The sequence below is a fragment of the Bacillus sp. PS108 genome, assembly GCF_037963335.1.
GTDB lineage: Bacteria > Bacillota > Bacilli > Bacillales > Bacillaceae > Bacillus > Bacillus subtilis.
This window is the reverse complement of the sequence record NZ_CP150155.1, coordinates 2593248-2607057: the sequence shown is the minus strand read 5'-3', so window position 1 is coordinate 2607057 and position 13810 is coordinate 2593248. Positions and strand designations below refer to the sequence as shown.

The following is a 13810-nucleotide window of genomic DNA, read 5'->3' as shown; positions in this document are numbered from 1 at the left end:
AGTTCTTTTTACGCTTCGTGAAATCTTCTCCAATTCCATAGTTAGTTTTACCTGTCCTATTTTGAAAATTTTAATCAATCCTTAACACGTATGTTTCTTTTCTTTTTCTAACATGTCGTGTAACCTCTCAGAAAATTCTTTATGGTACATTGTCTACCCCGTATGATTTCCGGGGAATTCAACCAATTCTGTTTCCAATTGTTCCGCTAGGGCGTTCGCGCAACGATAAGGAAAAAGCTCCCGAGAAGCACTACCGCCAGCTGGGAGTATCTTCATCGGTGAAGATGTAAACACAGTTTTTAATGCTTCGAAATCTAATGTATAGCTGAGAATTCCTTGAATTTCATACTCAGTGAAATACGTTGAATTGCCGAGAAGCCGCTTTGTCAGCACAGCCTTTGATTGTTCGCCTGTCTCTAATCTTGACATTAACTTAATGACTTCACTTCGATGATTTTCCTTAAGGTCTTCCATGAATTGCTCGGCTTGTTTCAGCTCATTTCCATGCAGAAGCTGCAATAAGATTGGTTCGTGTGAGATCATGACATGTACTTGTTCGGGATGGCGTATGCACAGATCAAGCCCGATAACAGCCCCGGAGCTGCTTCCAAATACGTATGCCGGTTTATTGGTGATTTTGGCTAGAAGACGGTGAGCATCGTCACTGTGTGTTTCCACACGGTAATCCTCAATCTGATTGGCGAGGTTGCTGCGGGAATGGCCGCGGCGATCGTAAGTAACAACCGTGTACCAGTTAGCCAGATGATTGGCAACATGATGGAACTTGTCGGCATCACCGCCTCCGCCGTGGACCAAAAGAATGATGGGACCAGAGCCACGCACCTGATAGTGGATGTTCGCGCCGGGTACTTGCAACGTTCCATTGTTTATCGTCATTTGTAGGACCTTCCTTTCTTCTCATCTCCCTTAACTTTACACAATTGGCCAATGGTATCATATGCAGGAAATAACTAAGAAACAAACTCGCCATATAAAAAGCACTGATTATTTTTTATCAGTGCTTCCGTTTTGTTTATTTAGAGTAGACAATTTTTTTTATTGTTTCAATAGAGAGGTGATATTCATCAGATAATTGATGAATGGTTTTGCCGTTTTTAAATGCTTTTTTAATAGAAGCGTTTCTGTCATCGATCAGCTTTCTTGTTCCTGAACACGCACCCCATTTTTGATGAGAGGATTCAGGTTTAGGGATATATATTGTTTTTTCTTGAACATACTTTTGAATTTCCGATATCAGCTTTTCAGGTAAAATAGCGGTAGCTTTTACATATGCCATTTCTGCCAGCTCCTTATTTTTTTTATGTCAAATAAGGTGCAAAGCAACTATATCAGAAAAGCTTACTGGGGCGATCTTTTAGAAAGTCTACCCCATGCAAAGTATCGCCTTCCCAATAATAGGCTTTGCATGGGACGTTGCGGAATCTGGCATTCTCATCTTGCTTGCCATTTACATCACCTCCCTAACGATTTTCGATGATCATCTCCATTATAAAATAGAGTAAAGCCTTATGGCATCTTGTTAATTAAAGTTGGCAGTAAGAAAGGGACCTTCCCAGTGAGAGGGTCTAAGGCTGATTGGCAATCAAAAGAGTAAGATTCAAGCTATATTACTTTAGATTCAAAATATTGACAAATTGATGTATTTTCAACAATAGGGCAGTTTCTTCATGTATACTGAGTCTGTATTTACAATATTTAGAAAGGGGAAGTAAAATGAAAATCAGTATGCAAAAAGCAGATTTTTGGAAAAAAGCAGCGATCTCATTACTTGTTTTCACCATGTTTTTTACCCTGATGATGAGCGAAACGGTTTTTGCGGCGGGACTGAATAAAGATCAAAAGCGCCGGGCGGAACAGCTGACAAGTATCTTTGAAAACGGCACAACGGAGATCCAATATGGATATGTAGAGCGATTGGATGACGGGCGAGGCTATACATGCGGACGGGCAGGCTTTACAACGGCTACCGGGGATGCATTGGAAGTAGTGGAAGTATACACAAAGGCAGTTCCGAATAACAAACTGAAAAAGTATCTGCCTGAATTGCGCCGTCTGGCCAAGAAAGAAAGCGATGATACAAGCAATCTCAAGGGATTCGCTTCTGCCTGGAAGTCGCTTGCAAATGATAAGGAATTTCGCGCCGCTCAAGACAAAGTAAATGACCATTTGTATTATCAGCCTGCCATGAAACGATCGGATAATGCCGGACTAAAAACAGCATTGGCTAGAGCTGTGATGTACGATACGGTTATTCAGCATGGCGATGGTGATGACCCTGACTCTTTTTATGCCTTGATTAAACGTACGAACAAAAAAGCGGGCGGATCACCTAAAGACGGAATAGACGAGAAGAAGTGGTTGAATAAATTCTTGGACGTACGCTATGACGATCTGATGAATCCGGCCAATCATGACACCCGTGACGAATGGAGAGAATCAGTTGCCCGTGTGGACGTGCTTCGCTCTATCGCCAAGGAGAACAACTATAATCTAAACGGACCGATTCATGTTCGTTCAAACGAGTACGGTAATTTTGTAATCAAATAAGCAGTGAGGAAAAGAAACCGCTGCAGATGAACTCAATCTAAAAGATACCAATGATGTTGGTATCTTTTTATTTGCAGTAAAAAGTATTCAATTTTCTCTATAATGATTATGTCATGCTTGAGGCAGATACATGAAAGGACCTTGGCGATTTCATAAAAAACAATATAGAGGCTTTTTTAAAGCCATGCAAGATTACAATGGATCTGTGCAAGAAGGCGCATTCAATCCATCTATTAACGATGGAAAGGGGGAGGCTTTTTGCACAGTCCATCTACATCATTTGATAGTCTCCATGCGTATAAACTGTTCCGTCCATAATACGTCGTGCGGTACGGACGATCTTTATACCAGTGGGCTCCACCATTGTTTCAATAATACCAGAAGAATGAGCTAGCCGAACCTTTGTAGAGTGGTTTTTTGCTATTCTTGCAGGGATTGCACCTTCCACTGAAAGGGCTCTTGTTGTACATATCGCTCCAGTGACAGCCAGTGCTTGATGTGGCTTTTGCATGGACATCATCCTGATGTGTAAGTCCATCTCAACGCTTGAATGCCAAGCACCTGTACTATCTTTATATTTCTCTGGTTTTGCTACTATAGCCAGTTTGGGGACAGCCGGCGATAACTTTGTAGCTGAAAATCGACTGGCAAAGCCGCATTTCTCTGCCGCAATGGATCTTAATTCTTCAAATTGAGCCAACTGTAAATCAGTAAATTCTTCTGCAAGTTCCGTTCCCTCCAGGCCGATACTGCTGGCTTCCACAAAAACTAATGGATTTGCATAGTCGATAATAGACACCTCTATTTGGCCTTGACTTGTATCTAAAAACTCCGAACTATTTCCAGTAGGCAATAAATGACCGGTAACTGAACCAGCGGCATCATGAAAGTTTAAATAGATTGGAGATCCAGATCCAGGCACTCCAGATATCGTAACATCTCCGTCATATTTGACCTGACCGTCTTCCACTTCTACTTCCGCAATGATCATTTTATTCGTATTGGTATTCAGGATCCTTACCGCAGTCATTGGTTCTGTCGCTTTTACAAGTCCTTCTTCGATAGCAAATGGACCAACAGCAGCGGAGATATTTCCGCAGTTCCCTTTAAAGTCCACTTTTTCTTCTGAAATGCTGACTTGACCGAAAGTATAGTGAACATCAATATCCGAAGTATATGCTTTCTTTATTATTGCCACTTTACTAGTAAGGGAATTACCGCCACCCAAACCATCTATTTGTCTTTTATCAGGACTTCCCATGACATCAAGCAAAAAGGGCTCCCATTCGTTTTTATTGTTAGGCATGGCTGATTCGTGGAAAAAAACGCCTTTGCTTGTTCCGCCTCTCATGATTGTTACATTCGTCTTGACCATCGTCATCATCCTCATCTTAAAGGTAGTATTTTTTATGTTTTTTAGTGTAGAAGGTAAAAAAATAAAAATAAAATATAAGTTTTCTTAATATTCGATAAAAAAACTTTTATAATTGTGAAAGAAGGACTAGAAAGGAAGATGAAAATGGATGAGAAAGATTGGATTTTATTGAAAATTCTTCACGAAGAACAAAGTGTAACAAAAACAGCAGAACGATTATTTACATCACAGCCTTCCATCACTTATCGGTTGAATAAGATTGAGGAGATTTTCGGAATTGAATTATTCACCAAAAGGCATAAAGGAATTACCTTTACTGCGGAAGGAGAACACTTGGTTGCTTATGCAAGAAGAATGCTACAGGAACTTCAAGATACCAAAGATCATATCTCTAATCTAAGCAAAGAGGTGCAAGGACATCTAAGGCTGGGGGTATCAAGCAATTTCGCTCAATATAAGCTCCCTAAGTTATTAAGGGAATTTTCCACTATGTATCCTAATGTCCAATATAGTGTACAAACAGGCTGGAGCACAGATGTCATGAAATTATTAGATGCTGGTATTGTACAAGTCGGTATACTGAGAGGAAGCCATCGCTGGAAAGGGGTGGAGGAACGGCTGACACGGGAAAAATTACATATCATCTCAAAAAAACCAATAACGATAGAGCAACTTCCTTTTTTACCTTTTATCAAATATAAAACGGATGCTTCTTTAAAAACGATTATAGAAGATTGGATGCATACGAATCTAAAACAAGCCCCCATTATTGCAATGGAAGTGGATCGACAAGAGACTTGCAAAGAGATGGTAAAGCATGGTCTTGGTTACTCCATAGCACCAGAAATTTGCCTGCAGGAATCTGATCATTTGTACACAATGGAACTGTATAATGCTAAGGGTAAGCCTCTAATGAGAGATACTTGGCTAATGTACGATCAAAAATCATTAGGAATCAAACTCGTTAAAGCATTCATTGATTTTTTAAAGGGTGAACAAATGGTAACCATTTAAAGTTATGATAGAATTTTTTTTGAAACACAGTAAAAAAATATTTATTTAACTTATTACACCGTATAAGATATGTTAATCAAAAGTCATTTGAAAGCGCATTCTTGGAGGTGTAATATGCTTACTATTTTAGGTTTTTCGATGGTAACTGTTTTTACAATATTAATAATGACAAAGAAAGTCTCGCCTATTGTTGCCTTGACCATCACTCCCATTGTTTTTGCTCTTATTGGAGGTTTTGGTAAGGGTATTGGCGACATGATTTTAGAAGGAATTCAAACAGTTGCAAGTTCAGCGGCATTGCTATTGTTTGCTATTCTTTTTTTCGGAATTTTAATTGATGCAGGTTTATTTGATCCGCTAATAGAAAAAATTTTATCTATAGTAAAGGGAGACCCTGTGAAAATAGCGATAGGGTCTGCCGTCTTGGCAATGCTTATCGCTTTAGATGGGGACGGTACAACAACCTATATGATAACAGTCTCAGCAATGTTACCTTTGTATAAAAGAATTGGTATGAATCCCATGGTTATGGCGACATTAGCAATGCTGTCGTTGAGTATCGTTAGCGGAATGACTCCATGGGGCGGACCAGCTACAAGAGCGATTTCAGTGCTGGGTTTGGATCCTTCAGATTTTTTTGTGCCATTACTTCCGACCATGCTTGGAGGTATTGCTTGTGTGATATTTCTGGCTTTTCTAATGGGAAGGAAAGAGAGGAATCGAATAGGCATCGTTCAATTAGAGCCTAGACATATAACAAAGGACAGCTCTCAATCTTATATGGCTGCTAGTTTGGAGAGCGAGCAATTGAAAAGGCCACGCTTAATATATCTTAATTTATTCCTCGTTATAAGTATCATGGTGTTTATTGTGCTTGGAACTAAGCATCCGTCAGTTTTATTTTTAATTGGTTTTGTTCTTGCCCTTACTATAAATTATCCGAATGTAAAAATGCAGAAGGAGCGAATCGCCGAGCATTCTGGTAATGCCATAACTGTAGTATTATTGGTATTTTCAGCAGGAGTATTTGCTGGTATATTATCCGGGACAAAGATGGTGGATGCCATAGCAGGATCATTAATATCCGTTATTCCCTCATCAATGGGAGGGTTTTTCCCCGTTATTGTAGCACTCACTAGTATTCCGTTTACTTTTGTTTTATCAAATGATGCATATTACTTTGGTATGGTACCTATCTTTGCAGAAGCTGCCTCAGCATATGGTATAGAACCAGTAGAAATTGCAAGGGCTTCTATAATGGGGCAGCCGGTTCATCTGATGAGTCCATTGGTTGCGTCAACAGTATTGCTAGTAAGCATGCTTAAAATGGACTTGGGGTCATTTCAAAGGTTTGCCGTTAAGTGGGCTGTAATTACATCGTTAGTTATTACGTTGTTAGCAATCATTACAGGGGCTATTACTATTTTGTAAAGAAACAATAATAATATTTAGACTGCCAATGAATCATTAGTTTGATTGATTTAAATACAGCTGAAAGGGGTCCCAAGCTGATCAAGCCAGTTGTCTCTCCAGTTACTCTATTGTTTAGGGTTCTTTTTTAGAAGCGGCAGCATTTTTGTCGATGTTTAGCCAGCATTTTCAGCATGATGTGGAAAAGACAAGAGACAAACAAACTCTTGTCTTTCTTAATATGATAGTTCAGTATAAATATTTAAGAAAAATGTCAGTATTGAGTAATGAATGTATCACCAGGCGTATGCCTCAGGTGTCTCTCCTCCAGGTCCGGGAAAGATATCATTTAACATGCAGAGAATCTCCTCATCCAGACTGATTTCAACGGCTTTTATTGTATCACGCAGCTGCTCAACCGTTCGTGGTCCGATGATCGGCGCAGTTAAAACTGGATTTGCCAGCACCCATGCCAAAGCCACATTTGCTTCTTTTTCTCCTAGTTCTTTGCATAAATCTGAAAATTTCTCGAGTTGCAAACGATGTTTTTCAATTAAATCTGCTCTTTTTGCTGTACGAGTTCCGGCATTGCTTTTCAATGCCTTCCCGCCAAGAAGCCCTCCTGCAAGGGGACTCCACGCCACTACTCCTAAACCAAGATCCCGTGCAGCCGGCAGCACTTCCATCTCAGCTGTTCGTTCTAATAAACTATACTTATGCTGTTCAGTGACGAGTCCCATGAATCGCCGTTTTTCAGCTTCAGCTTGCGCTTTAACTAAATGCCAGCCTGCAAAATTACTGGATCCAATATAGTCTACTTTGCCGGAGCGAACCTGAGTCTCAAAAGCTTCCCATATCTCATCCCACGGTGTCCGCCTATCGATATGATGCATTTGGTACAATTCGATATGATCTGTCTGAAGCCGCTTCAGTGATCCTTCCAGGTGACGTCTGATTTTGTATAGAGACAAGCCCCTCATATCATTTGGTCCGTCATTCGGATCAGAAATCGGTTCATATACTTTTGTCGCCAGAACAACTTTCTCGCGGCGCTGTCCTCCTTGTGCAAACCATTTTCCAATGATGCTCTCTGTCAATCCTGCGTTTTTGCCCCAGCCGTAAATATTGGCAGTATCAAAAAATTGGATGCCGTTATCAAGCGCTTCATCCATGATACGGAACGCAGTCTTTTCGTCTGTATCAACTCCAAAATTCATCGTGCCTAAACATAAACGGCTCACCCGCAATCCTGTTCTCCCTAAATAGGTATACTCCACAACAAACCTCTCCTTTATCATTATTTTTTGCAACAGCTGCAATACAATTGATTCAACAATTGTTTCGCTCTTTGATACGATTAAAAAGACGAAGCAAATGTAAAGCAGACGCAAATTATAGGAGGTTTTTTCAAATGAATATAGAGGATCTATGGGATCAATTTCATCAGCCGTTAAAAACATATATTTCACATAGGGTAAACGATCAATCTATCGTTGATGACCTCTTGCAAATCGTATTTATGAAAATACAAGTGCATCTCCCAAATCTGATCGATGAACAAAAGATCGACAGCTGGATTTTTCGGATCACTAGAAATACGATTATTGATTTTTACCGTACAAAAAAAACAAGCGAAATATTGCCTGATGTTCTACATTTTAATGACAGTGCAGAGGAAGAAAATTTCACCAAGGAAGCAACTGTGTGTATTCGATCGACCATCAAACGGTTGCCTGAAAAGTATCGAGAGGCGCTCGAGTTAACTGAATTCCAGGGGTTATCACAAAAAGAGTTGAGTGAAAAGCTCGGCATTTCTTACTCCGGAGCAAAATCAAGGGTACAACGCGGACGGGGAAAATTAAAACAGCTGCTTGAGGGGTGCTGTCATATTGAAGCGGATCGATATGGAAATATCGTAGACTTTCGTATTTTAAAGGAATAACTGATGAACATAGTCAGTTATTCCTTTAAAATAGGCCATCCGCATGAAGAGCATTTTCCCTTTGATGTTTGCAAAAGATGTATGTATAATATAAATCGTAACGTTTTCGATTTAATAAAAAAGGAGTGTTGGAATGAACATTTTATTTTCAAAGCCGCTAGGCATATTAACGATTGGTTCATTACTAGTTTTGGCAGGATGTCAGACTTCCGGTTCTTCTGCAGGTGAGTCTAATCAAACAACATCATCCTCAGCAGTTGAAGAAGACTCTTCCAAAACGCAAGAGCAAACATCTGACAGTCATACACACGAACATTCTCACGATCATAGTCATGCGCATGATGAAGAAACAGAAAAAATATATGAAGGCTATTTTAAAAACAGCCAAGTAAAGGATCGCTTACTTTCTGATTGGGAAGGAGATTGGCAATCTGTATATCCATACCTGCAAGATGGTACTCTTGACGAAGTGTTTTCATATAAATCAGAACACGAAGGCGGCAAGACAGCTGAAGAATATAAAGAGTATTATAAAAAAGGCTATCAAACAGATGTTGACCGTATTGTAATCCAGAAAGATACTGTAACGTTCTTCAAAAATGGAAAAGAATATTCTGGTAAGTATACGTATGACGGATACGAAATTCTAACCTATGATGCGGGCAATAGAGGGGTAAGATACATATTCAAACTAGCTAAAAAAGCAGAAGGGCTGCCTCAGTATATTCAGTTTAGTGATCATAGTATTTACCCGACTAAAGCTAGTCATTACCATCTCTATTGGGGGGACGACCGTGAAGCTTTACTTGATGAAGTCAAAAACTGGCCTACTTACTACCCGTCAAAAATGGATGGACACGATATTGCCCATGAGATGATGGCTCATTAAATGATGATTACTCTATGAAAGTTGTTCTGCCATAGCCATTTTTTCTGTGGAGAATTGATAGAATGGGGAAAAAACTGATTGAGACCATTCAGGATCCGCCACATTATTGTGACGTGGCATACCTTGAGTCATCTCACATGAAGAGTAGAAGAAACCTATTTCAAAATAAAAAATCATTGGATGTATGGCAGTGGATTACGCTTGAAATCTATTGGCTAATATGAAGCAAAGAAGAGACCCAAAAACCGCAAAGCTTCTTCAAGAAAGCTTTGCGGTTTTTTATATGTCTAAGCCTCGATTCATCTCACCATAAAAATGCATTTCAACTTTCTCTTTTGATCCACAATAGTCCATAAAGGGAAGAATATTTCCCTCACAAAGAAGTCGTGGCAGTAATCTCCATAGGTGTGTTTGCATGGCCCCACTTTAATGGTTTTGTTTAAATCTAATAAAAAACAGACGCCATAAAGATTTCTTATGGCGTCTGATGGATATGAGGTAAGGTGTGTTCTTAATAGCCACCAAAGAAAGATGTCCCAACGATGATTAATAGGATGAATAGAACTACAATTAATGGAAATGACCTCATAACATCACCTTCCTTAAAAGAGGATAGTACATGATATGCAGATCGAGCTTATTCGATAGTGATGCTAGTTTAATTGATGTAAAAATATTTTTTAGCCTAAGGCTGGACTGCTAACTCATCTTTATTAGTTATTAGATCATACTTATGATTTTGGAATGAATCCGTTTCAAAGTGATGTGTTGTTCTCGGCCAATCGCTGGCTAATCTTCCTGATGCAATCGAGCTATATGAAGCCATCCCTCTTTTATGAAAGTACACCCAAAACTTCTCTCTCTTGCAGACCCTTAATCATTTGATTTGCATATCGAGCGTAAGCATGCCTCATCTAAAAATAAAGTGCACCATCTGCTATTTGTTTTAACATCTTTAAGACAGTGATGCACACCTTTTGCGTTGAGCAAATGGAACAGGCTCAGAAGGGGCGAGCTGCTCCTTACTTCACCCAGATAAAAGACGGGGATAGACGGCATGCACCGAAGCTAACTGAAAGTTAAATTGAAATGAAAAAAGGGGCATGTTAAGCCCCCTTTAAGACTATCGAGAGCTTCTCAATAGCCTAACGCATTGTATGTTTAACATGTTTTAATTTTTCACAACGGATAAACTGACACTGTTGCCTGAGACTGTTACTTTAGCGAAGTCTTGTGTATCAATTACAGGTGTTATTGCTTTGTTGTCGATGGTGATGTTTGTAAAAGATGTTGAAAAATTTGATTTGATAGATTGGCGTGAACCTGTTGTAGCAACTGTAGCAAGCGCTTTCCATTTGGAGATGGAGCCGACATTTGTTTTGCTGATTTCTGAAATGAGACGGCCGTTGTATCCGGCATTGTTCGTGCCCCAGTATGTAGCGCGGGTATTGCCGTTAAGGTTTTTGTAGATGGTAAGTTGTACGGTGCTGCCCGGACGGAAGCCTTTCGTATTCGTGAATTGGCTTCCTCCTTCGAGGTACTGAACCAGATCCTGTCCTTTTGAACCGACTTTCATATATGGTTTCCATACGTTATATTTATCACTGTACTGAAACCCGATATCGGATTCTGTGCCTCCGCTAAAGCCAGAGTAGATATAGGCTGTCCCATTTGAAACCTGAATGGAGCTAGGAAGCTGGATTTTCGTAACAAAAATGGCACCAGTGCTGTTCAAGTAAGCCCTCCCGCCGATTCCATCAGTTAGCTGTGATGCAGCTTCTGCGGTTTTTGGGCTAATAATACCCGGCACATCTACTGCACATGTGCCAAAAAGCACAGTTGCCGTAAGCGCACCCGCAAGCAGTCCTTTTTTCATCATCATTATTTCCCCCTATCATTATAATTAGAAAGCGTTATCATCTTGTATTATAAAACATTATGAAAATAATTCCATAATAAACATGAAAATAGACACAGAATTTACACATTATGACTTTGTGTATCTGGCAAACGGTCGATTCGCAATCTCGAAAAATGTCCTGTGAAGTGTACATGTTACGATAACTTTTCAATCGATACTTGTGCTTTATTGTAATAGAAAAGCTATAGAGATGGGGTAGAAATAAGAGGGGAAAGAGCGAAAACACTGTAATCAGATATGTGTGCATAACTCAATTGTTTATTAGAAAAGAAGTGGGCTTTTTCAGCCCGCTTCTTAGTTCATGTTTCCCTTCAGGAGACTGTCTTTTTCATTTACATTGGATAACAAACCCGAATTCATACTTCTCCCTTTTGTAAATTTACTGAAAAATTGTTTATCACCAGAGCCCCTTACATTCAACGTCCAACATGACTCCTTTGAGTTTCATCTAATATTTCAAACAATCTTTTGTACTTTGATATGATTTCTTGGTCCACAATTTTGTGGCCAGAATCGAAAAAGGTGATTGAGCCCGATCCTTTACCAAGCTGATTACGATCTGCAAGAACTTTTTTCAACTGTTTTGCAGTACCGACACTGCCTGAAATCATATCAACTTTTATCCCAAACAGTTTTTCAAAACTGTTTTTGAAAAACGGAAAATGAGTGCATCCTAACACAATCGTTCCATATTGTTTCAGATCAAAAGAAGATAGTTCGTTCTTTAGATATTTAATGATTTTGTCTTCACTAAAATCAAAGTTCTCAGCAAATTCAACTAGTCCTGGAAGAGCTAAGCAATCAACAAGGTCATGGTGATCAATTTCTTTAACTAGATTATGAAATTTCTCTTCTTTAAGCGTCAAATTAGTAGCAACTACCAGAACTCTTTTTCTTTCCTCTGTACATTTATTTATAGCAGGCTTTACAGCGGGTTCGATTCCGATTATCGGAAAGTCGAAGTTTCTCCGAAGATCCTCTATCGCAATGCTAGTAGCTGTATTACACGCAATAACCAGAGCTTTGATATTTTGACTGGCCAGAAATTCAGCTGCATTGAAAATATATTCTTTAACTTTACCCTTTGATTTTTCACCGTATGGAACGTTTAACGTATCTGCATAAAAAATGTAATCTTCATAAGGAAGAACTTTTATGGCCTCATACAATACAGTCATGCCACCAATTCCAGAATCAAAAAATCCTATTTTCATCACTTCTCACGCTTTCTGTCTCATTCTTTTTTTATCATATGACTTTAAATCATCTGAATCAAACGAAAAAGAACCATTTTACTATTCGAATTTAATATGGGAGTTATCGATTTTTCGAATAGGTAGTAAAACTTGAGAAGAGGAGATAAGATCGAAATGTTGGTGATGTATTGTGGTTGTGGTGAAATCATTAAGATCGCATCGTATCAATGGGATGATTGATAACCCGAATCAATTAGCTTTGAAAATGTAGGAGTATTGAGATTTCCAGAGTCAGGGGATGAAATTACGAAAAAAAAGCAAACTGCCTGTCGAAGTTTGCTTTTTGCTCTATCAATGAGGTGCGCCTATATTTTTATATCCTCTTGGCAAAGCTGATTTAAAAGCTGCTTAACCGAAATTTCCTTTGTCAATGACCGTATCCCTTGACCTGCCCATAAAGACATCTGATCATGGTTATTTTGAAGTGAAGCCTTCTGTCTCATTGCCTTCGTTAGTGTATTTTGATAAGGGTACGGAAGGGTTTGTGTCTCAAACTGTTCATTTTCTTCCATCCATTTATTTACGATTCCTCTGGCCTCTTTACCTGAAAATAATGTCGTAAGCTTTGTATCTGCTTCGTTTGCTTCTAGTATTTTCTGTTTATGTACTGGATGTGCGTTACTCTCGTGACAAATTAAAAAGGCAGAACCGATTTGAACGCCTTGGGCTCCAAGGGTTAAAGCTGCTTTTACTCCTCTGTGGTCTATCATTCCCCCAGCAGCTATGACAGGTACGCTCAGTGCATCTGCTGCTTGTGGAATCAGAGCCATTAAACCTACGGCAGATTCACCTTTGGAAGGTAAGAATGCTCCGCGATGTCCACCGGCTTCACTTCCTTGAAGGACTACTATATCCATTCCCCGTTCTTCCATTAACAATGCTTCTTCTACTGTTGAAGCGGTTCCTATTAAACAGCATCCAGCGGTTTTTAGCTCCTTGACTGCGTCTTTCGGCGGCAGATCAAAAGTGAATGAGCAAGCCTTAACCTTGTATTTTAAAATTAGATCAATTTTTTGATAGAAGTCATCCCACTCTTCTTGTACAGATGTGAATTGATTTACTTGATTAGCTAACGGTATGTTTTCTTTCCACTTTTTAATCTGATCTTTTGGTGGCATCTCTAGACCTAGCGGAACAAACACATTAATTTGAAAAGGAGCGTCTGTCAGCTCAAACATTTCTTTTATTTGTTGTTCTAGGAGGTCTGGCGTAAGATACCCCGATGCTAAGCTGCCAAGAGCACCTTGATTCGAAACTGCAGATGCAAGTCGGGGCTTTGTAATACCGCCAGCCATTGGAGCTTGAATAATCGGTTTTGTTAAAGAAAACTTTTTCATAAATTCATTCATACCGAATCCCCCCGTTAAGACATGATTTTTGAAAAAAGTGTCATTTTAAAATTTACTCAAAAACTCGTATTCGCTTAAATATATCG

Annotated in this window: 13 protein-coding genes and 1 pseudogene; 6 read left to right on the top strand and 8 right to left on the bottom strand. The window is 39.3% G+C overall.

Annotation, left to right across the window (positions count from 1 at the left end; all coding sequences use genetic code 11):
- Positions 1-81: 81 nt before the first annotated feature.
- Positions 82-897: pseudogene (locus tag NSQ16_RS13565) on the bottom strand (alpha/beta hydrolase).
- A gap of 136 nt (positions 898-1033) precedes the next feature.
- Complete coding sequence (locus NSQ16_RS13560; RefSeq protein WP_230488283.1) at positions 1034-1297, bottom strand: CD3324 family protein; 264 nt, start codon at positions 1295-1297, stop codon at positions 1034-1036.
- A 437-nt stretch (positions 1298-1734) separates the two neighbouring features.
- Between NSQ16_RS13560 and csn the strand changes: the two genes are divergently transcribed.
- Positions 1735-2568, top strand: coding sequence for a chitosanase (gene csn / locus NSQ16_RS13555; RefSeq protein WP_230488282.1), 834 nt, complete (start codon positions 1735-1737; stop codon positions 2566-2568).
- 271 nt (positions 2569-2839) lie between these two features.
- Here csn and NSQ16_RS13550 read toward each other — a convergent pair whose 3' ends face one another.
- Complete coding sequence (locus tag NSQ16_RS13550) at positions 2840-3943, bottom strand: 2-methylaconitate cis-trans isomerase PrpF family protein (RefSeq protein WP_017696050.1); 1104 nt, start codon at positions 3941-3943, stop codon at positions 2840-2842.
- Positions 3944-4087: 144 nt separating this feature from the next.
- Between NSQ16_RS13550 and NSQ16_RS13545 the strand changes: the two genes are divergently transcribed.
- Together NSQ16_RS13545 and NSQ16_RS13540 are read left to right on the top strand one after the other, a co-directional pair.
- Positions 4088-4957, top strand: coding sequence for a LysR family transcriptional regulator (locus NSQ16_RS13545; protein WP_015251604.1), 870 nt, complete (start codon positions 4088-4090; stop codon positions 4955-4957).
- Between the two features lie 114 nt (positions 4958-5071).
- Positions 5072-6388, top strand: a complete 1317-nt coding sequence (locus tag NSQ16_RS13540) for a citrate:proton symporter (protein ID WP_015251605.1) — start codon at positions 5072-5074, stop codon at positions 6386-6388.
- A gap of 275 nt (positions 6389-6663) precedes the next feature.
- Here the strand turns inward: NSQ16_RS13540 and NSQ16_RS13535 are convergent, their stop codons facing one another.
- Complete coding sequence (locus NSQ16_RS13535) at positions 6664-7644, bottom strand: aldo/keto reductase (protein ID WP_217018171.1); 981 nt, start codon at positions 7642-7644, stop codon at positions 6664-6666.
- Positions 7645-7778: 134 nt separating this feature from the next.
- On the opposite strand from NSQ16_RS13535, the gene sigZ reads away from it, so the two are divergent.
- The 3 genes from sigZ (at position 7779) to NSQ16_RS13520 (ending at position 9422) form a co-directional block, all read left to right on the top strand.
- Complete coding sequence (gene sigZ / locus NSQ16_RS13530; RefSeq protein ID WP_230488281.1) at positions 7779-8309, top strand: RNA polymerase sigma factor SigZ; 531 nt, start codon at positions 7779-7781, stop codon at positions 8307-8309.
- 133 nt (positions 8310-8442) lie between these two features.
- Entirely contained in the window at positions 8443-9198 is a 756-nt protein-coding gene (locus NSQ16_RS13525) for a metal-binding protein ZinT (RefSeq protein WP_230488280.1), read from the top strand.
- 62 nt (positions 9199-9260) lie between these two features.
- Positions 9261-9422, top strand: a complete 162-nt coding sequence (locus NSQ16_RS13520; RefSeq protein WP_230488279.1) for a hypothetical protein — start codon at positions 9261-9263, stop codon at positions 9420-9422.
- Between the two features lie 287 nt (positions 9423-9709).
- Here the strand turns inward: NSQ16_RS13520 and NSQ16_RS13515 are convergent, their stop codons facing one another.
- From NSQ16_RS13515 to NSQ16_RS13500, 4 genes are all read right to left on the bottom strand, one after another.
- Positions 9710-9787: a YjcZ family sporulation protein gene (locus tag NSQ16_RS13515; protein WP_072175780.1), complete on the bottom strand. Its 78-nt coding sequence runs from the start codon at positions 9785-9787 to the stop codon at positions 9710-9712.
- A 582-nt stretch (positions 9788-10369) separates the two neighbouring features.
- Positions 10370-11077 (bottom strand): YrpD family protein, encoded by a 708-nt coding sequence (locus NSQ16_RS13510; RefSeq protein WP_230488278.1) that lies wholly within the window; start codon positions 11075-11077, stop codon positions 10370-10372.
- Between the two features lie 458 nt (positions 11078-11535).
- On the bottom strand, positions 11536-12333 hold the full coding sequence (murI, locus tag NSQ16_RS13505) for a glutamate racemase (protein ID WP_230488277.1): 798 nt from the start codon (positions 12331-12333) through the stop codon (positions 11536-11538).
- A gap of 347 nt (positions 12334-12680) precedes the next feature.
- Positions 12681-13724, bottom strand: a complete 1044-nt coding sequence (locus NSQ16_RS13500) for a nitronate monooxygenase (RefSeq protein WP_230488276.1) — start codon at positions 13722-13724, stop codon at positions 12681-12683.
- Positions 13725-13810 lie beyond the last annotated feature (86 nt).